Origin of the sequence: Halosimplex salinum, assembly GCF_003730195.1 — an archaeon.
GTDB lineage: Archaea > Halobacteriota > Halobacteria > Halobacteriales > Haloarculaceae > Halosimplex > Halosimplex salinum.
The window spans coordinates 136,651-154,886 of record NZ_QWGG01000009.1 but is presented as its reverse complement, the minus strand read 5'-3'; the positions used below and the strand labels follow the sequence as shown (position 1 = coordinate 154,886).

The following is an 18,236-nucleotide window of genomic DNA, read 5'->3' as shown; positions in this document are numbered from 1 at the left end:
GGGGGACAGTCACGCGGTTCCGGCCGGGTTCGAAGCCTTTATCCACGCGCTGAGATTGTTCTAATGCAAGACTATGGCCGACAAACCAGCCTCGATGTACCGGGACATCGACAAGCCCGCGTACACCCGACGGGAGTACATCACGGGTATTCCCGGTTCGAAGATCGCACAGCACCAGATGGGCGACAAGCAAGCGGACGGTTCGGACTACCCGGTCCAGATATCCCTCATCGTCGAGGAGTCCGTCCAGCTGCGCCACGGCTCGATGGAGGCCTCCCGCCTCTCGGCCAACCGTCACCTGATCAAGGAACTCGGCGAGGGCAACTACAAGATGGTCCTCCGGAAGTTCCCCCACCAGGTCATCCGGGAGAACAAACAGGCGACCGGCGCCGGTGCGGACCGTGTCTCCGACGGCATGCGTCAGGCCTTCGGGAAGATCGTCGGCACCGCCTCGCGCGTCCAGGCCGGCGAACAGCTGTTCACGGCCTACTGCGACGTCGACCAGGCCGAAGAGGTCAAAGAGGCCTTCCGCCGCGCCTACAACAAGATCACCCCGCCGTGCCGCATCAAGGTCGAACGCGGCGAAGAACTGCTGATCGCCTGAGGCGACCTTCTTCCGGTTTTCCCGTCGCTACTGACGAGTCTCCGCGACTCTCGGGCGGAGGTGCTAAGTGGGACTGATCACTACGGGCGGGCATGCTCCGACTGGCGGTCGCCACGAACGCCGAAACGTACGAGCGGATGCGGGGGCCGCTCGGCGACCGCGACATCGCGGTCGACCACGTCCGTTCCCGCGAGCGGACCGTCTCGCTCACCGACCCGCCGTGGGACGACTTCGACGTCGGCTTCGTCTACCCGCCGCGACTGATGGAGGGCGGCGTCGCCGACGCCGCGCTCGCCGTCCCGTGGGTCAACGACCGCGAAGCGATCCTCCGCTCGCGCAACAAGGCCGGCGTGCTCACCCGCCTGGCCCGCGCCGACGTGCCCGTCCCCGAGACGGTGATGGTGTCGAACCCCGTCGACGAGTCCGAGGTCGCGGCGGCATTCGACCGCCTCGACCCGCCCGTGGTCGTCAAGCCCAACTCCACGACCCGCGGCGTCGGCGTCGCGAAGGCCCATGATCTGGACTCGCTGCTCGGCGTCGTCGACTACCTCGACCTGGTCCACGACTTCCAGGCGACCGGTGACAAGTCCTTCCTCCTCCAGGAGTACCTCCCCGGCGCGACCGACTACCGCGTGATGGTCCTCGACGGCGAGTACGTCGGGGCCGTCGAACGGCGACTGCCCGGGGACGCGCTCGCCGCCGGCCAGTGGAAGCACAACGTCCACCGCGGCGCGGAGGCGAATCGCGTCGATCTCGACCCCGAACTGCGCGACCTCGCCGAGCGGACTGCCGAGGTGCTGGACATTCCGTTCCTGGGAGTGGATCTACTGGTGACCGACGACCGGGCCGTCGTGAACGAGACCAACGCCCGTCCCACCATCGACGACGCCGCGAAGTACGCCGACGGGTTCTGGGACGACCTTGCCGACCTGATCCGGCGCACTGCCGAGGCGTGAACGGGAGGGCCGACCTATCCCCGAATCTCTCCGGCGAGTCGCTCCAGTCCCTCGAACTCGTCGTCGGAGTAGGCGATCACCCGCACGTCGGACAGTCCGTCTGGCTCGTACTCGTCGACGCTCTCGCAGACGATACGCGCGCCCTCCGCGAACGCGAAGCCTGCGGCGCCGGTGCCGAGAACGGGGAGGACGACCGACTCGCAGTCGAGTTCGTCGGCGCGGGCGAGCGCGTTGCGCGTCGCGTCGGCGATGGACTCGCGGGTCGCCTGGCCGTCGCCGTAGTGTGGCATCGCGGCGGCGTGGATCACGTACTCCGCGTCGAGGTCGTAGGCGTCGGTGACGGCGACCGCGCCGAGGCCGACCGGCCCCTTCGACGTGGCCTCGTCGTTTATCGGCCCGCCGGCGGCCCGACGGAGCGCGCCCGCGACGCCGCTGCCCATTCGGAGGCTCGTGCCGGCGGCGTTGACCAGCGCGTCGGCGGACTGCTGGGCGATGTCTCCCTGGACGGTGTCAAACTGCATATCCGTGGGTTGGCGTGTGAGGGGCTAAAAGGCGTCCCCGGGCCGTGGGGCGTGCGAACCCGGTAGGCTAAAGGGCTCCGCTCCGAAACCGGTGGACGTAACGGGCCCGTATCTCAGTCTGGTTAGAGAGAGCGGCTCATAACCGCTTCGTCCTTGGTTCAAATCCGAGCGGGCCCATACAGCGTGCCGCGAACGCCAGTGAGCGGCCGCTGTATCAACCCCGAGGATTTGAACGAGACCTGACGCGCGCAGCGAAGCGAGCACGTCAGGGCGTAGTTCACAATCCGAGCGGGCCCTTTGCCGAAGAGAGCGTGTAGGATTGAATTCTCGATAATAGTCGAGCGAGTCCGGAATGCAGACCCATTTGTGCCGGCCGTCTCGACTACCAGCGCCACATTCTCGACGGAGCGGATGCCGCGCTCATCGGTCAGCTGAAGAAGTACGCCAACGAAATCGGCCCGGACGGTGAGTATATCGAGCCCACCGAGTGGCCGGTCGAGGAGCTCTAGGACGGCTGTGCGCTGTTTTTTCCTCTGTGATGTTCGAGAACCGCTATCGGTATCGGGAGAAGTTCACGCTCTGCGAGGACTACGACCTGTTTCTCCGCATCCTCGACGACGTTGGAGAGGCCGGCGTGCGGATGGTCAAGCACGATCTGGCGGAGTCACAGGTCGGCTACGGGTCAACCGTGGAGCGCCATCAGCAGGTCTGTCACCACTTCGGGATGATCGCCCAGCTGTTCCACCGGGAGAGACGGGCTACCGGAGGCGACAGTTATGACGGGTGGACGCCGCCGCGGGTCGATAGGACCACCCGGCCGGACGACATCGCGCCTCTCGACGTGTTGGGGGTGGTCTGATGGTTCTATTCCTCCCGGGAGTCGGCCCTAGCCACTAAACATCACTTCCATTTAGACTGTACATATCTGCCCGGTTTAACTTTTGAAAGGGCTGAATACAGTATAGTCCCGTACTTTTGTAGTCGTAATTTTAGCGATATGGACACCTATTCTGAATTTCAACTTGACACATTCGATAATATTGATGAGTTGCTATCCCAGCCAGTGGAATTAGAAACACCCCGACAAGTGAGGCGATAGAGACGATATTTGAGGTTGAACTACTAGCAAACGATAGCGCTCCACCGATTCCAACTGCAAGACCAATAGACAGAACACCTTGTGCTATACGCCCTTGGTGTTGAAGATATATTCCTACAGCCTCTGAATCAAGGCTATAGAGGCTAATTACAAGTTCTCCGCTGTATACATACAGTAGGGATGCTATTGAGACGTAGTGGATAAGCAACCCAAACCAGAATACCCCGTTTTCAACGCCTGTCTCTCCTCTTATCAGGACATTTTGGCTCTTTAGTAACCAGAAGATGAAAACATACGATCCTACGGAACTGACTGCCGAATTTAACAATCGAATTTGGACCGTAGAGCCCCTATCTCGTAGCAAATACGAGCAGAAAGAGAATCCAAGAAGAGCCACTAATGTTTGTATCAGACTAAGAACAGCAGTCTCTCTGATTGAGAATCCTATCCCTCCAATTTCAATTCCCGCATCGCCTGACTGCAAAGTGGACTGTTCGGTAACCTCAACCACAAACTCCCCACTTTCAATGCTTCCACTGGTTAGATTTGTATGAATCTCAGTTGTTTCTCCAGCAAATATGAAGGTTGGTGCAAGGTCGAAGAACCCAAAAAATGAGAAGCTAGTGGAAAATACAAATATGGCTGCAAAGAGCCACTTCAACCACCAAATTCGGGATTTCTCCCTAAACTCATTGAGAAAATCGAGTTCGAGGAGTGACATACCAGAGCCCAATATTTTGTCTCGATACTTACCTCTTATTATTGGTAACCAATAAAAGAGGGGACCGTAAATCACGGAGATAAGTTCTCAGAGTGTCTGATGATACTGAACGACCTCATTTTTGCAACTCTGGGATGTCCGGTTCTCCCCACAAAACCGGATATATTCCGTGCAGGGATAGATTGATTACGCCCTCCCCACACATAATTGTCATGACGGATCTGTACTCCGTGTTAGAACGGTTGGAAGTTGGTGATACTATCTTCTGGACAGCGACAGCAGAAGAACGAGATACAAATATTTCTACTGTTGATGCGGTGATCGAATCGAAAGATGGGATCGAAATACGGGTTTCAGGCCCAGGAGGTGGTCAGTATACACTCGATTTTCCTGAAGATAAACATCCAAATACGCACTGGCATCCGCCAGAAGACAGTAAAGAGACCCATCGTGAATCCGGCCATCAAGAACAACGCGGCGAAGTCTACGTTGGTCGAGGCCCTCTGAAAATGCTAGCCATTGTTGGCCGTGCTGAAGATACTCCCGAAAGTATGGCCCATGAGCCCCTCAAGGAAGCCCTCAAGTGAAGATTACGAGAATTTGTATCCTGTTCTTGGTAAGGAGTCGGGTCTAACTAGCACAAATAGAACGCTTTACCAGGAGTTTTGGATGGCTCTCATGGCTAAATCTAATAATTGACTAGCCGATAATGTTGAAACACCATTTCCAGACATGCACTTGAGACGTGAGGGGATTCGTCCGATATTGGTCGTTGAGTCAGAAAACTATGGAGAAATGAAGACGATACGCGACATCATCGAATCAATTGGTGTAATACTTGCGTTTGTAGGGATATTAGCTCGATTTACAGGGCTAATCGGGTCAGTAGTTGGTCTATTGGAATTTGGTATTGTACTGTTCTTAGCGGCTCGTCTGGTGAAATTGGAGACGGTTGAAATCACAGAGGAAGTCGGGGTTGGAGATGATGTCGAGGTGACGGTCAATTACGTTGACGATGAATAGAAATGACTGATTCAGCTCATTCAACTTTTGGGCAGTATCCAGTAATCCGCAAACTGTAGAAGCCGGTCATCAGAAACGTTCGATTCTATTGTGTAGACTCGAACATTCTGAGGTTGATTATAGTGTCCGATTCTGGTACCAAAGTCGGATCTGGTCAGTACAGGGGGACGAAGTAACACACCGGTTAGCGATATAGATGATCTCTGTCAGAGATAGCGTGCTGAATACAGAGCAGAGCCATGCAGGCGACAGCAATCTTCCGGGGACTTGTATTCGCAGCTTTATCGAATCAGTTAGAAAATCAGGGTCGGGTACGAGGTGAATCCGTCTCCGAGCTCCGGCGTTCGATGCACTCGTAGACGGCTTCCCTGAGTGCCACCTCCCGGGGGTCGTCCTTCAGGTGGAGGCCCAATCGGTTGGGTGTGTAGGCAAAGCCCAGTTCCACGTCGGGGTCCGCAAACCCGAACGAGCCGCCGGCGCCGGGTGTACCGAACGCGGCGTCTGAGGTACCGAACCGGAAGTCGGGCGACGGCTTCGAGTACCCCATCGCGTACGCCGTCTCCATGCCGATGACCACGTCCCGCCGGGCACCTGACGGCGGCACCGGGGGTGCGATCAATTCCGCGAACACGTCCTCGTCGAGACCCAGCACTTCGCCGCCCGTCGCGAGTTCACCATACAGTCGTGCCATCGCGCGGGCCGTCCCGATGCCGTTGCCCGAGGGAATCTCGACCGCACGGAATTCTGGACTGTTCAGGTCGGCCGGCCGCCGGGTATCGAGCACGTTCAGCGCCCGACTCGTCACCGACCACGGGTTGAAGAACGACAGGACGAACCGGGGCGACAGCGTCCGGAGGTTCAAAAGCATATCCAGATACCCAAATGCATCGAGTTCCGCCACGCGCTCGGTTGGAATCTTCTCGGGGAGCCCGATGTAGAATTCCAGGTCGAGCGGCTCGGCCACCTCCTCGGCGAAGAACTGGCCCAGAGTCCGTCCATCGGTGTGGCGGAGCAGTTCACTCGCGTACCAGCCCAAAGTGAACGCGTGGTAGCCCTGGCGGGTGCCGGGCTCCCAGTCGAGTTCCTCGCTCGCGAGCAGGTCCGAGAGGAATTCGGTGTCGGCGATCTGCTCGGGCGACAGGCGCCCGTCGAGCGTCGCGAGACCGGCCTTATGACTCAGCAACTGTCGGACCGTGACCTTCCCCTTCCCGTGCTGGGCGAACGCCGGCCAGTAGTCGGCGATGCGGTCGTCGAGCGCGAACAACCCCCGCGAGAGCGCGACAGCAATGGCCGCCGCCGTCATCCCCTTCGTCCCCGAGGCCACGAGGACCATCGTGTCGGCCTCCCAGGGGTGTTCGCGGTCGGTGTCCCGGTAGCCACCCCAGAGGTCGACGACTGGCTCGCCATGAGAGTAGACGGCGACGGCCGCCCCCAATTCGTTGCGGTCGCGAAAATTCTCCGCGAACACTTCACGGACCGGATCGAACCCGGGCGCGACAGTGCCGTGGATTGTCACGGCGTCTGCGGACGGCGCGCTAATATTTGACATACCATCTGCTACGTCCCCTGAAACGATAACTGTGACAGTCAATAGTAGTGTGGGCGATCGAACGATATACGCTATGTATTCAGCAGGAGGTTGCGAACATCATCGATACCTGAAATAACTCTCGATAGTCAATTTGCAGGTTGTAGTGAACAGAGAATTCGCCACGTAGCTGGCTGAAATTAGTGTCCGGTTCTTCCCCTAAAGTCGGAATCAACGAAGCCGTCTGGTGCTTCAAAATGCAACGACTACGATCATGATTGAAGCCCATAGGATGGCTAGACTTCCTGTGAGCCTCTGCCCACGTTGCTGAGCAACAAGCATTCCGCCTGCCCGAAGATCTTCCAAACGACGCGTTTGTTGTGGACTTCCAGGCCGATATCTTAATCTAATCGTTTCACTATCAGACTTCTCAGCATAAACTAAACCATTGTCTCCAAATCCACCAAGATCTGCATCTTGACGAGCAAAATCCACGATAGCAGGCGGTGCCCCCCAGACTAACCAGATACGTTCAACATCTTCGTATAGACCATAAGCTAGCTCTGATGCCAACTTAATTTCTGAAAACCCCGTTTCTCCGCGTTCTATGTACCCTGCTTCAACATCCTCGTCCGTAACTCGAGGTGTCTGTAGCTTTTCAATTCCAGTGACAAAACGGCGTGAGAAAACCGAATAGTTTGGATATAACCATGGGGCCAAAGCAATTGAAACAGTAAGAAGAATAGCTATAATCCGAAGAATAGGCTCCCACATGACCCCGCATACCTTCTAATATTTTATAATACTATCCCTGCAATGGTGTCCGGTTCTCACCGTAATCTCGGATATTCTACCCGGTTCGACCGCGCCCAGCTGGACGCGACCACCCCGATGGCGCTGTGCGGTGTCCGAGTACCTCGCTAAACGGATCCCCCTCGATGTTCATCCACACAGTCCCGCGTCAAGAATATTACTCGCAACAAGATGCATACAATATAAATCGGCCTGTGTGCATATCTGAGCAGGTACGATCCTTTGAGGTGGGTATTGATTTCTATAGGCTGTAGGCAAGCATAGGACTTTTAAAAAGACTGTACTTCCGGGCATTGACTCAGTCCGAGAATTCGCTACCGTGTGTACGAAATGCTCTGCTATCGCTCATCGAGGTATTCGCGGAGACTGCTCAAATCATCGAATCCGACGAGATGAAAGAACGGCTCCGAACCTTGGACCCAAACAACCAGTAACCAGTCGAGAAGCAGTACTACCCCTTCAGACGACGAAAGACAGTGACCAGTTCAGGTGACAGTACATTCAGAAAACTTATGCCAGAAACCGAAAAATCACGGGTAGGCACTCGGAGGGGCTTCGGGTAGGGGTACACGAAGCAACTCCGAACCTCTGCAACGCATTTTATCGGAGCGAACGACCAGCGCCGAGTCCGGGAGAGACACGACCGTCCCGAAGCCGCCGGTCCGAACCCGGACTGCCCCATTCACTGCCAGAGCGGACTCACGACACGGATCCGGCCACCCCAAGCTCCGGGCTCACTCCACGGTAACCGATCCGACCATCCCGGCGGCCTCGTGCGGGATACAGAGGTACTCGTGGGTCCCCGCCGTCTCGAAGGTGTGGACGAACGACTGGCCCGACTGAACCGCCCCGGTCCCCTCCTCCCATCCGCTTCGCGCGTCCTCCTCGGAGTCGAAGTCGCCGGAGGCCCAGTAGTCGGCGTCGGCCGGGACCTCGCTCTCGACGGCGGTGACGCTGTGAGGTTCGCCGGCCACGTGCTTCCAGGCGACGGTGTCGCCCCGTTCGACTGTCAGCTCCGCGGGTCCGAACGCGACGGCCGCCATGTCGACGACGTGGTCGGCGCTGTCGGGCACGCCGTCGACGACGTTCGGGCCGCCCTGCAGTTCGGACTCGCCGTGACCGTCCTCGTCGTGTCCCCCACCGTCACCACTCGATCCGGCTACACGCAGGTCCAGCGGGAGTTCCTCGACGCTGTCGACGAGCGCGAACTGGGCGTACTGGGCGGCGCGAGCGAACGACTCGGCCGCGCCCGCCACGTCGTCACCGTCCTCCAGAGCGGTCGCGTACGCGTCCAGCCGGCGCTCGAAGCTCTCGTAGGCGGAGCGGTCGGCCTCCTCCAGCAGTTCGTGGACGCGCGCTTCCTCGAAGTGGGCGAAGGCGTCTCCGACGAGCGTCGCCGCCGCGCCGCCGGTCGACCCGCCCGCGTGCTCGACGATGGCGTACGCCGACTCCAGCGCCGAAGCGCCGAAGGACTGACTGGCCGAGTACACGTCCTCGCCCTCGGCCGCGGCGGTCGCGACTGAACCGAGCCGCTCCTCGAACGCTTCGTAGGTGTCGTGGTCGGCGTCCTCCAGCGCCTCGTGGTAGCCGCCGGCGCCGGCCTCGAAGTGCTCGAAGGTGTCCTGCGCGATCACCTCGGCGCGGTCGGTCTCTCCGAGCGCGGCGAGGGCGGCGGCGTCGAACCCCCGGGCACCGACGAACGCGGCCTCGGCGCCGCTGACGGTGGCAGCCGTGCCGGCGCTCGTCTCGAACTCCAGGAGCGCGGACCGGGCGCCCTCGTCGTGGGTCGCGACGGCCTCGTCGTCCCCGTTCTCGAAGGCGTCGACCAGTCCAGAGAGGTGCTCTTCCTCGAACTCGTGGTAGAGCGCCTCGCTCGTCGACTCGATCGATTCGTGGAGGTCGAGTTCGTTCGATTCGAAGCGCTCGAAGAGGTCCCGAGCGATAGCGGCGGCACCCTCGGTGTCCCCCAGTCGGTACCGTTCGCGGGCGTCGGCGAGTCGGGCGCGGAAGAACGCCGCTTCGAGCAGCGGGGCGGCCGCCCCGGCCAGGGCCTCGGACCCGGTGACGAGGTGCTCGTCGACCGCGGCGAGCGCGTCGTCGATGCCGGCCGAGTCCGCTTCCTCCACTGCGGACCGGAGGGCCGAAAGTCCCGATTCGAACCCCTCGTAGGCGTCGTGGTCGGCGTCCTCCAGCGCCTCGTGGGCGCGGGCGCCCTCGAAGTGAGCGAAGACGTCGCTCGCCATCGTCGCCGCGCGGTCGGTCTCGCCGCGGGCCGCGAGCCAGCGGGCGTCGGCGGTGCGAGCGCGGTACAGCGTCAGTCCGGCGGCGTGAGCGACGTCCGTCGAGGGGCCGCCCGCCGCGGCGAGCGCGGCGGCGTCCCAGCCGCGGGCCTGGAGCGTCGCGACGTGCCCGGCGCCAGCGGCCGACTCGCTGTCGGCGAGCGCGTAACTCCCGTCGATCGCCGCCTGGTAGGCCGTCGAGGTTTCCGACCTGACGGCGGCGACGTCGCCACTCTCGGCGGCGGCGGCCGCCGCTTCGAGTGCGGTCTCGAAGGCCTCGTAGGACTCGGCGTCCGCGGATTCGAGGGCGTCGTGGGCGGGTACCTCCTCGAAGCGGGTCAGGACGGCGTCCACCGTGGCCTCGGCACCGTCGAAGCGGTCGATTGCGGCGAGCGCGGCGGCGTTCAGCGCGTTCGCCCCGAGCAACTGCAGGTCGAGGGCGTTCGCGGTCGAGTCGCCGGTGACGGTCCGCTGTGCCTCGGCGAGCTGGGTACTCGCGAGCGACGCTTCCTCGCGGGTGCGCTCGGTATCGTCCGCTTCGAGCCCTTCGCTCCGTAGTTCGCCCAGCGCTTCCTCGAACTCCTCGTAGTTCGCCTCGCTGGTGTGTTCGAGCGTCTCGTGAGCGCCGTACTCGCCGCTCGCTTCCTCGAAGCGCGCGAACGTGGACTGGGCGACCGACGCGCCGGCGTCCGCTTCACCGGCGAGCCCCAGCGAGAGGGCGTCCCATACCCGGGCACGCATGGCGTTCCACTCGGCGGCGACGGCGACATCGGCCGTCACGGCCGCCGAAGACCCGTCGGAGCCCTGGGTCCCACTCTCGGACGACGCGCCGTCGCCGGTGCCACCGGAGCCCGTCGCGTCCCTCGTGTCGGTCCCATCGGACCCCGACAGCCCGTTGCACCCGGCGATACCCGCTGTCGCGAAGATCGACGCCCCTGCGGCCAGTACGTCGCGTCTGCTCCGTTCCATGCCGTTTAGGCCGACCTAAACCGACATAAGCACACCGATCTTTAGGCCGACCTAAACATGTTCGGTCGCGAGCGTCAGACTCGACTGAACTGTGCCCCCCGTGGGCGCCTCGAACGTCATTTGATATCGCGGCTAACGGTTTACGAGTGCGGGATCGAACGGGCCACATCGGTGGTTCAGCGGTTGGGAGTGGAGCGAAGTGGGAAATATCGGCCGGGATCGGCTACTCGCGAGAACTCGCGCGCTCGTTCGGATCGGACCAGTGACCGGCCCGCTTCAGGCGATCTGTTCGCCGTACTCGTCGGGCGAGAGCAGGTCGTCGAGTTCGGCGTCGTCGCTCACCTCGACTTCGATCAGCCAGCCGTCGCCGTAGGGGTCTTCGTTGATCAGTTCGGGCGCGTCGACGAGGTCGTCGTTGACGGCCGTCACCGTCCCCGATACGGGGGCGTAGACGTCGGAGACCGCCTTGATCGACTCGACGACGCCGAAGTCCTCGCCGGCGGCGACCGCCTCGCCCTCGTCGGGGAGGTCGACGAAGACCACGTCGCCGAGTTCGTCCTGTGCGAAGTCCGAGATGCCGATGCGTGCGGTGTCGTCGTCGACCCGCGCCCACTCGTGGGAGTCGAGAAAGCGCAGGTCGTCTGGAACGTCGAAGCTCATCTGTCGAGGAATGGCGTGGTGGTGATACGTGCCTTCTTCGGTTCGCCCCTGACCTCGACTCGAGCGGTGTCACCGGGGTCGACCCGGTCGACGGGGAGGTATGCGAGGCCGATACCAGTCCCCAGCGTCGGACTCATCGTTCCGCTCGTGATGGTCCCGAGGTGGTCGCCGTCGGGGGTCGTGACCGCGTAGCCCTCACGGGGGACGCCGCGGTCGACCAGTTCGACGCCGCGGAGCTCCTCGTCGGGCCCCTCCACGTCGACCCCTTCGAGCGCGTCGCGGCCGACGAACTCCGAATCGAGGTCGACGGCGAAGTCGATGTTCGCCTCGTAGGGGTTCCGCGGGTCGTCCTCGGGGTCGAAGTCCTGCCCGGAGAGGAGAAACCCCATCTCCAGGCGGAGCGTGTCGCGGGCGCCGAGCCCGCAGGGCTGACACTCGAGCGCGGACCAGACCGTCTCGGCCTCGTCCCACGCAGAGATCAGCTCGTACCCCGGTTCGCCGGTGTAACCGGTGCGGGAGACGAGCGTCTCGACGCCCGCGACCGTCGCCACCGCGGACTCGAACCGGCCGAGTTCGTCGAGGTCGGCGTCGGTCTCCCCGCTCAGGAGGTCCTCGGCGTCGCTCCCCTGGAGGGCGACCATCGCGAACGACTCGGTCTGGTTCTCGACGGTCGCGTCGAGCCCCCACGCCTCGCGGTGGTCGAGCCAGCGCTCGGCCGTCTCCGCGTCGTGGCCGGCGTTCGGTACGACGAGGTAGTCGGCGTCGACCGACCAGTCGCCGGGCGGCCGGTAGACGACGGTGTCGTCGAGCATCACGCCGCGGTCGTCGGTGAGCGCGGCGTAGTTCGACTCCCCCGGGTCGAGGTCCGACACGTCGTTGGTGACCAGTCGGTTGGTGAGCCGGAGCGCGTCGGGGCCGGTGACGGTGATCTGGCCCATGTGGGAGACGTCGAACCGGCCGACCGACTCCCGGACCGCCTCGTGTTCGGTCCGGATCGAGTCGAACTCGACGGGCATCTCCCACCCCCCGAACTCGGTGAGCGTCGCACCGCTCGCCTCGTGAACCGCCGCGAGCGGCGGCTGTCTGAGCGTCATACCCCGATTTCCGCCCGCCAGCGACGTAACTGTTGTCGTCGCACGCGCGTGTGAGAGACGACCCCCCGTCCACCCGGCGTCTGACGCTCTCAACCCTATGCGACTATATCGAACTCGGGCCCTGCCGGCGAGCGCTGCGCCCGCCGAGCAGACTCCGACGAAGGATCCGGATCCACTGAACGGACGTTTCGAGCCCACGTCGGCGGTGATCGCGAGAGGTTTAGAACCGTCTAATCCTAGAGTTCGACCGCAAACACTATTGCCTTGGTGGCTCCTATCTCGTGGTAATGACTGACTCGAACGGAGCGCCGAGTGGGGCGCGTCCGACCCGGCGGCAGGTACTCGCCGCGGGGTCGAGCGCCGTCCTCGGCGGACTCGCAGGGTGTATCGGTGGGTCGACCGCGGGAGCGGGCGGCCCGGGCGGGAGCGGAGCGGACGGCGGCCCAGTCGTTGTGGCCTCCTTCTTCAGCTTCTACGACTTCGCGCGCAACGTCGCCGAGGGGACGCCGATCACGATCGAGAACCTCGTCCCGACGGGCCTGCACGGTCACGGCTGGCAGCCCAACGCGAGCGTCACGCAGGACATCATCGAGGCGGACGCGTTCCTCCACGTCGGCGACGGGTTCCAGCCGTGGGCCGACCGCGCGATCCAGACGCTGAGAGACGACGAGGTCGACACGCAACTCATCAACGCGCGCGAGGGCGTCGAACTCGTCGACCTGGCCGCCTCGCTCGACCCGGACGAGGAGGGCGTCGGCCGGCAACAGGGCAAAGACCCGCACTTCTGGCTCGACCCCCAGCGCGCGAAGACGTCCGTGGACAACATCGCCGAGGGTCTCGTCGACCTCGCGCCGGACCACGAGGACGCTCTCCGCGACAACGCGGAGACGTACAAGTCCGAGACGGTCGACCGGATCGACGCGGACTACCAGGCCATCTTCGACGCGGCCGAGCGCGACGTGGTGCAACTGGCCGCGCACAACGCCTTCCAGTACATCGGCGTGCGCTACGGCGTGCGGATGCGCCCGCTCGTCACCAACCTCGCCGCCAGCGGCGACGTGGCGCCCGACGACATCGCGCAGGCCAAGCAGGTCATCGACGAGAACGACATCGAGTACGTCGCCAACGGCGTCTTCGAGTCGCGGCGGCCGGCCAAGCAGTTGCTGGAGGAGACCCGGGTGGAGGCGTACTTCCCGGTGACTCCCTACGCGGGCGTCCGCGAGGACTGGGTCGCCGAGGACTGGGGCTACGAGGAGATCGCCTACAACATCAACATGCCCACCTTCGAGGTCGTCCTCGGGAACAAATCCCCCGAGGAGGCGGGCCCCGACGGCTGGGGCGAGGAGTGGAGGAACTTCGAATGAGTCCCGACGACGCCGCGTCCGTGGCTGGGTCGCGCGCGACTGGCACGACCACGGACGCGAACGTCGACGGCGCGACCGAATCCGTGATCGAGGTCTCGAACGTGGACTTCGGCTACACGGCGACGCCGGTCGTCGAGGACATCTCGGTGTCGATCGATCGCGGCGAGTACGTCGCGGTGGTCGGTCCCAACGGGTCGGGCAAGTCGACGCTGATGAAGCTGATGCTGGGCCTGCTCGAACCCGACACGGGGTCGGTCCGACTGTTCGGCGAGCCCGCGGACCGCTTCGACGACGGCGAGCGGATCGGCTACGTCGCACAGCACGCCAGTTCCTCGAAAGAGATGCCGATCACCGTCCGCGAAGTCGTGAAGATGGGTCGATTCCCGCACGTGGGGTTCGGTCGCCTCGTCGCCGACGACTGGGAGATCGTCGACCGCGCGCTCGAGACGGTCGGGATGAGCGCGTTCGCCGACCGCCGAGTCACGCAACTCTCCGGCGGCCAGCGCCAGCGGGCGTTCATCGCTCGCGCGCTCGCCGGCGAGGCCGACCTGCTCGTCCTCGACGAGCCGACCGTCGGCGTCGACGCCGAGTCCGTCGAGGCGTTCTACGACCTCCTCGAGTCGCTGAACGACGAGGGGATCACCGTCCTGCTCATCGAGCACGACCTGAGCGCCGTGACCCAGCACGCCGACCGCGTCGTCTGCCTCGACGGCGAGGTGTACTTCGACGGTCCGACCGACGAGTTCGTCGACAGCGACGCCCTCGTTCGGACGTTCGGCACCGCGGCGACCGCCGTGGGTGAGTCGCGATGACCGGGGCGCTCGTCGCACTGGACGTCGCGCGCCTCTTCGCGACCCTGCTCGCGCTGACGACCGACTCCGCCCTCGCCGCCGTCACCGCGCTCCAGTCGACCCCGTTCGACGCGGTGCTCCAGTCGAGCCCGCTCGATACGGTTCTCGCGCCCCTGTACTGGATTCTGGACGTCTGGTCGGGCGCCGTGGGCTGGGTGGCGGAACAGACCGGCCTGCAGGTGCTCGAGTACGGCTTCATGCACCGGGCGATCCTGGTTGGGCTGTGTATCGGCGTGATGGCGCCGCTCATCGGGACCTTCCTCGTCCACCGCCAGCTCGCGCTCATCGGCGACGCGCTGGCCCACACCGCCTTCGCCGGCGTCGCCGTCGGCCTGTTCCTCAACGCGGTCATCGACCTCGGCGTCACCCCGTACCTGACTGCGGTCGTGGTGGCGATGATCGCCGCGCTGTGTATCGAACTCATCTCGGAGGTGACCGACGCGTACAACGACGTGTCGATGGCCATCGTCCTCTCGACGGGCTTCGCGCTCGGGACGACGCTGATCAGCGTCAACGCGGGCGGGCTGACCGTCAGCGTCGACCAGTACCTGTTCGGCAACCTCTCGACGGTCACCTCCCAGAGCGCGGCGGTGTTGCTCGTCCTGTTCGCGATCATCGTCACCGTCGTCGCCGTCACGCGGAATCAACTGCTGTACGTCACCTTCGACGAGACCGCCGCCGAGGTGTCGGGCATCCCCGTCGACTGGTACAACCGGATCGTCGTGATGCTGACGGCGATGGTCGTCGTCGGCGCGATGCAGATCATGGGCGTCATCCTCGTCGCCGCGATGCTGGTCGTGCCGGTCGCCGGCGCCTCGCAGGTCGCCCGGAGCTTCGACGAGGCGCTGCTCGTCTCGGTCGTGCTCGCGGAACTCGCCGTCCTGGTCGGCATCGGCGTCTCCTACTACGCCGGCGCGACCGCCGGCGGGGTGGTCGTCCTCGTCGCCGTCGCTATCTACGTCGTCGCCGTCGCGGTCGGGAAGCTCCAGACCGTCCTCGGCGAGGAGGGCACGCCGGAGATGGGCAGTATCGACGTCGACGACGCCGAAACGCCCTCGGACTGACCGCCCGTTTCGCACAGTTTCTGACCCAGAAACTGTGATCCCATTTATACGGAACGTCCGGTCGACGCTTCGGTCGCAATGTGTCTGCGACCGCCCGCTCGAACGAAGATTGGTCCCCCCTCCACCGACCGCTTCCGGCCGGTGAGAGGTGAACGACGCGCCAGGGAGGGATGTCGATGAACGATCCGCTCGCCGGCGTGTTCCGGTTCGTCACCGACCACAACCTGATCGTCATCCTGCTGCTGGTGCTGGCCTCGGCCGGCGTCGCCGCGGGGACGACGCAACTCCAGCTGGAGAGCGAAGCCAACGGGAGTAGCGCCGTCGGCGACACCGAGGTCGCCCAGAAGATGGAGTACATCCAGCAAAGCTACGGCAACCACAGCGACGGAAACGGGACCGCGACCGAACCGGTCGCCGTCTACGTCCGCGACGAGGGCGACGCGCTCTCGAAGGAGACGCTGCTGGCGTCGCTCAGATACCAGCAGACCGTCCGCGACAACGAGTCGGTCGCGACCAGTCTCGGCGACCGCGACGTCGTCGGCGTCGCAAACCTGGTCGGGAAGCGTGCGGCCGGTTCCCAGGACGCGACCCTCGAGGAACAGATCACCGCACTCGAGAGCGCCAGCGACTCCGAGGTGGAACAGCTGGTCGCGGCGACGCTCTCGGCGGAGTCGCCCGCGCTGTCGCTGCTGCCGAGCGAGTACGAACCCGGCACGGCGACCGCCGACAGCCACCGGATGGTGTTCCAGTTCGCCGCCGACGACGAGCGTCGGTCGGCTGCGACGGCCGCGCTCTACGAGGCCGCTCAGGAGCACGAGGACCCCGAGGTGTTCACGAACGGTGAGCACGCGAGCGCGGAGATAAACCGCCAGGCCCAGCAGAACATGATGACGCTGATCCTGCCGGTCGCGCTCCTGATGATCCTCGTCGTGCTCGCCTTCTCCTATCGCGACCTCGTCGACGTCGTCGTCGGCTTCACCGGGGTCGTCCTCTCGGTGCTGTGGATGTTCGGCATCCTCGGCTGGCTCGAGATCCCCGCCGGTATGACGATCATCATCGGGCCCGTCCTGATCATCGCGCTCAGCGTCGACTACGGGCTCCACGTGTTCATGCGGTACCGCGAGGAACGAGGTGAGACCGAGGATATCCGCGACCCGATGTTCCGCGGCATCTCGTCTGTCGCGGTGGCACTCGCGCTGGTGACGATGACCGCGATGGTCGGGTTCATGTCCAACGCGACCAACGAGTTCACGATCATCAAGGAGCTGTCGTTCGGCATCACGCTGGGCGTGCTGTCGACGTTCGTCATTTCGCTGACGCTGGTCCCGGCGCTGAAGATCACGATCGACGGCCTGCTGGAGCGGGTCGGTCTCGACCGGCGCAAGGAGCCGCTGGGCGAGACGCGACTGCTCGAACCGTTCCTGCGCAGCGGGGCGACGCTCGCGAAGCGTGCGGCCCCCGCCGTCATCGTCCTCGCGCTGGTCGCCGGGTCGGCCGGCGCCGTCGCGTGGACGGACCTCGACCGGCAGGCGTTCCAGCAGGGCGACGGCGACGTCGCCGAGTGGAAGCAGGAGCTCCCCGGCCCGCTGGCCTGGGAGGTCACCGACGCCGAGCGAAACGGCCAGTTCGTCGACGAGAACTACCGGGCCGCCGACGAGGACACCCGCAGACGTGCGAACGTCCTCTTCGAAGGCGACGTGACGGACCCGATGGCGCTCGAGAGCGTCCGTGCCGCCGAAGACGCCGCGGCCGACAGCGACGTCGTCTACCAGCGCGACGGCTCCGTCCCGCTGACCTCGCCGCTGACGGTCATGCAGTCGGTCGCCGCCGAGGACGAGGCGTTCGCCGCGGCCTATCGCGACGCCGACACCGACAGCGACGGCGTCCCCGACCGGAACGTCGCCGAGCTGTACGACGACCTCTACGCCGCCGCGCCCGACGCCGCGAGTCAGGTCGTCGACCGCGAGGACGGCGAGTACCGCTCGCTTCGGATGGTTGTCCCGATCCGGCCGGACGCGACCTACCCCGGTCAGGCCGAGGGCATGCGGGACGTCGCCGCGGCGGCCGACGGTGACGGCGTCACCGCCATCGCCGTCGGTTCCGGGACCATAAACGCGGCCGAGTCCGCCCAGACCGCCGATAGCATCCTGACGACGCTCGTCATCGCGCTGACGGCGGTCGGCGTCCTGCTGACCCTCGTCTACAGGCTGGTCACGGGGAGCGCGACGCTGGGGACGCTCACCGCCGTCCCGATCACGCTCGTCATCGCGCTGGTCATCGGTGGCATGTGGATCTTCGAGATCCCGCTGACGCTGTTGACCGCCCTCCTGTTGAGTCTGGTCGTCGGCATCGGGATCGACTACAACATCCACGTCAGCGACCGGTTCGCCCAGGAGGTAGAGCGCGGCCAGACGGTCACCGGCGCGCTCCGAACGGCGGTGACCGGCACCGGCGGCGCGCTGCTGGGGAGCACGCTCACCTCCGTCGGCGCGTTCAGCGCGCTCCTCCTGCACCCGCACCCGCAGATCCAGAGCTTCGGGACGCTCGTCGTCCTCGCGCTGTCGCTGTCGTTCGTCGTCGCCGTGTTCGTCCTCCCGAGTCTGCTGTTGACGTGGGCGAACTACGGGAGCCTCGACGCTATCCGACGCGAGTCGCCGACGCGCGACACGCCGATGGCACAGGATTGAACG

General features: G+C 63.9%; 16 protein-coding genes and 1 tRNA gene. 10 read left to right on the top strand and 7 right to left on the bottom strand.

The window, feature by feature from the left end; genetic code table 11:
- Positions 1-73: 73 nt before the first annotated feature.
- Both D1409_RS19695 and D1409_RS19690 read left to right on the top strand, forming a co-directional pair.
- Positions 74-604, top strand: coding sequence for a 50S ribosomal protein L16 (locus D1409_RS19695; RefSeq protein WP_123538700.1), 531 nt, complete (start codon positions 74-76; stop codon positions 602-604).
- A gap of 92 nt (positions 605-696) precedes the next feature.
- The gene (locus tag D1409_RS19690; RefSeq protein WP_123538699.1) at positions 697-1,560 is read left to right on the top strand and encodes an ATP-grasp domain-containing protein; all 864 of its coding nucleotides are present in this window, start codon (positions 697-699) and stop codon (positions 1,558-1,560) included.
- Between the two features lie 14 nt (positions 1,561-1,574).
- Here D1409_RS19690 and D1409_RS19685 read toward each other — a convergent pair whose 3' ends face one another.
- Positions 1,575-2,081: a macro domain-containing protein gene (locus D1409_RS19685; protein ID WP_123538698.1), complete on the bottom strand. Its 507-nt coding sequence runs from the start codon at positions 2,079-2,081 to the stop codon at positions 1,575-1,577.
- A 102-nt stretch (positions 2,082-2,183) separates the two neighbouring features.
- On the opposite strand from D1409_RS19685, the gene D1409_RS19680 reads away from it, so the two are divergent.
- Both D1409_RS19680 and D1409_RS19675 read left to right on the top strand, forming a co-directional pair.
- A tRNA-Ile gene (locus D1409_RS19680) sits at positions 2,184-2,258 on the top strand.
- 361 nt (positions 2,259-2,619) lie between these two features.
- A complete protein-coding gene (locus D1409_RS19675; protein WP_123538697.1) occupies positions 2,620-2,940 on the top strand; it encodes a hypothetical protein in 321 nt (106 codons plus the stop codon).
- Positions 2,941-3,070: 130 nt separating this feature from the next.
- On the opposite strand, the gene D1409_RS24805 is transcribed toward D1409_RS19675, so the two are convergent.
- Positions 3,071-3,901: a hypothetical protein gene (locus D1409_RS24805; protein ID WP_164471800.1), complete on the bottom strand. Its 831-nt coding sequence runs from the start codon at positions 3,899-3,901 to the stop codon at positions 3,071-3,073.
- Between the two features lie 212 nt (positions 3,902-4,113).
- On the opposite strand from D1409_RS24805, the gene D1409_RS24800 reads away from it, so the two are divergent.
- Both D1409_RS24800 and D1409_RS24795 read left to right on the top strand, forming a co-directional pair.
- Positions 4,114-4,488 carry a hypothetical protein gene (locus tag D1409_RS24800; protein ID WP_164471799.1) on the top strand — a complete coding sequence of 125 codons (375 nt, stop codon included), beginning with the start codon at positions 4,114-4,116 and terminating at the stop codon, positions 4,486-4,488.
- A 178-nt stretch (positions 4,489-4,666) separates the two neighbouring features.
- A complete protein-coding gene (locus D1409_RS24795) occupies positions 4,667-4,924 on the top strand; it encodes a hypothetical protein (RefSeq protein ID WP_164471798.1) in 258 nt (85 codons plus the stop codon).
- A 301-nt stretch (positions 4,925-5,225) separates the two neighbouring features.
- On the opposite strand, the gene D1409_RS19670 is transcribed toward D1409_RS24795, so the two are convergent.
- From D1409_RS19670 to gcvT, 5 genes are all read right to left on the bottom strand, one after another.
- The gene (locus D1409_RS19670; protein WP_123538696.1) at positions 5,226-6,473 is read right to left on the bottom strand and encodes a serine hydrolase domain-containing protein; all 1,248 of its coding nucleotides are present in this window, start codon (positions 6,471-6,473) and stop codon (positions 5,226-5,228) included.
- 231 nt (positions 6,474-6,704) lie between these two features.
- Complete coding sequence (locus D1409_RS24790) at positions 6,705-7,226, bottom strand: hypothetical protein (protein WP_164471797.1); 522 nt, start codon at positions 7,224-7,226, stop codon at positions 6,705-6,707.
- Positions 7,227-7,999: 773 nt separating this feature from the next.
- Positions 8,000-10,513 carry a DUF5059 domain-containing protein gene (locus D1409_RS19665; RefSeq protein ID WP_123538695.1) on the bottom strand — a complete coding sequence of 838 codons (2,514 nt, stop codon included), beginning with the start codon at positions 10,511-10,513 and terminating at the stop codon, positions 8,000-8,002.
- A 276-nt stretch (positions 10,514-10,789) separates the two neighbouring features.
- Complete coding sequence (gene gcvH, locus D1409_RS19660; RefSeq protein WP_123538694.1) at positions 10,790-11,173, bottom strand: glycine cleavage system protein GcvH; 384 nt, start codon at positions 11,171-11,173, stop codon at positions 10,790-10,792.
- Entirely contained in the window at positions 11,170-12,267 is a 1,098-nt protein-coding gene (gene gcvT, locus D1409_RS19655; RefSeq protein ID WP_123538693.1) for a glycine cleavage system aminomethyltransferase GcvT, read from the bottom strand. Before gcvT ends, gcvH begins: the two co-directional genes overlap by 4 nt.
- Before the next feature lie 287 nt (positions 12,268-12,554).
- On the opposite strand from gcvT, the gene D1409_RS19650 reads away from it, so the two are divergent.
- The 4 genes from D1409_RS19650 (at position 12,555) to D1409_RS19635 (ending at position 18,233) form a co-directional block, all read left to right on the top strand.
- Positions 12,555-13,631 (top strand): metal ABC transporter substrate-binding protein, encoded by a 1,077-nt coding sequence (locus D1409_RS19650; protein WP_123538692.1) that lies wholly within the window; start codon positions 12,555-12,557, stop codon positions 13,629-13,631.
- Positions 13,628-14,443: a metal ABC transporter ATP-binding protein gene (locus D1409_RS19645; RefSeq protein ID WP_123538691.1), complete on the top strand. Its 816-nt coding sequence runs from the start codon at positions 13,628-13,630 to the stop codon at positions 14,441-14,443. The genes D1409_RS19650 and D1409_RS19645 overlap by 4 nt, the downstream gene beginning before the upstream one ends.
- Positions 14,440-15,546 carry a metal ABC transporter permease gene (locus D1409_RS19640; protein ID WP_123538690.1) on the top strand — a complete coding sequence of 369 codons (1,107 nt, stop codon included), beginning with the start codon at positions 14,440-14,442 and terminating at the stop codon, positions 15,544-15,546. The genes D1409_RS19645 and D1409_RS19640 overlap by 4 nt, the downstream gene beginning before the upstream one ends.
- Positions 15,547-15,722: 176 nt before the next feature.
- Positions 15,723-18,233, top strand: coding sequence for an efflux RND transporter permease subunit (locus D1409_RS19635; protein ID WP_123538730.1), 2,511 nt, complete (start codon positions 15,723-15,725; stop codon positions 18,231-18,233).
- The last annotated feature ends 3 nt before the right edge of the window (positions 18,234-18,236 follow it).

Bases quoted from the DNA above. Each gene is read 5' to 3' on its own strand.
- gcvH (WP_123538694.1), bottom strand. From the start codon at position 11,173: ATGAGCTTCGACGTTCCAGACGACCTGCGCTTTCTCGACTCCCACGAG.
- D1409_RS19675 (WP_123538697.1), top strand. From the start codon at position 2,620: ATGTTCGAGAACCGCTATCGGTATCGGGAGAAGTTCACGCTCTGCGAG.
- D1409_RS19670 (WP_123538696.1), bottom strand. From the start codon at position 6,473: ATGTCAAATATTAGCGCGCCGTCCGCAGACGCCGTGACAATCCACGGC.
- D1409_RS19695 (WP_123538700.1), top strand. From the start codon at position 74: ATGGCCGACAAACCAGCCTCGATGTACCGGGACATCGACAAGCCCGCG.
- D1409_RS24805 (WP_164471800.1), bottom strand. From the start codon at position 3,901: ATGTCACTCCTCGAACTCGATTTTCTCAATGAGTTTAGGGAGAAATCC.
- D1409_RS19645 (WP_123538691.1), top strand. From the start codon at position 13,628: ATGAGTCCCGACGACGCCGCGTCCGTGGCTGGGTCGCGCGCGACTGGC.
- gcvT (WP_123538693.1), bottom strand. From the start codon at position 12,267: ATGACGCTCAGACAGCCGCCGCTCGCGGCGGTTCACGAGGCGAGCGGT.
- D1409_RS19665 (WP_123538695.1), bottom strand. From the start codon at position 10,513: ATGGAACGGAGCAGACGCGACGTACTGGCCGCAGGGGCGTCGATCTTC.
- D1409_RS19650 (WP_123538692.1), top strand. From the start codon at position 12,555: ATGACTGACTCGAACGGAGCGCCGAGTGGGGCGCGTCCGACCCGGCGG.
- D1409_RS19690 (WP_123538699.1), top strand. From the start codon at position 697: ATGCTCCGACTGGCGGTCGCCACGAACGCCGAAACGTACGAGCGGATG.
- D1409_RS24790 (WP_164471797.1), bottom strand. From the start codon at position 7,226: ATGTGGGAGCCTATTCTTCGGATTATAGCTATTCTTCTTACTGTTTCA.
- D1409_RS19685 (WP_123538698.1), bottom strand. From the start codon at position 2,081: ATGCAGTTTGACACCGTCCAGGGAGACATCGCCCAGCAGTCCGCCGAC.
- D1409_RS24800 (WP_164471799.1), top strand. From the start codon at position 4,114: ATGACGGATCTGTACTCCGTGTTAGAACGGTTGGAAGTTGGTGATACT.
- D1409_RS19640 (WP_123538690.1), top strand. From the start codon at position 14,440: ATGACCGGGGCGCTCGTCGCACTGGACGTCGCGCGCCTCTTCGCGACC.
- D1409_RS19635 (WP_123538730.1), top strand. From the start codon at position 15,723: ATGAACGATCCGCTCGCCGGCGTGTTCCGGTTCGTCACCGACCACAAC.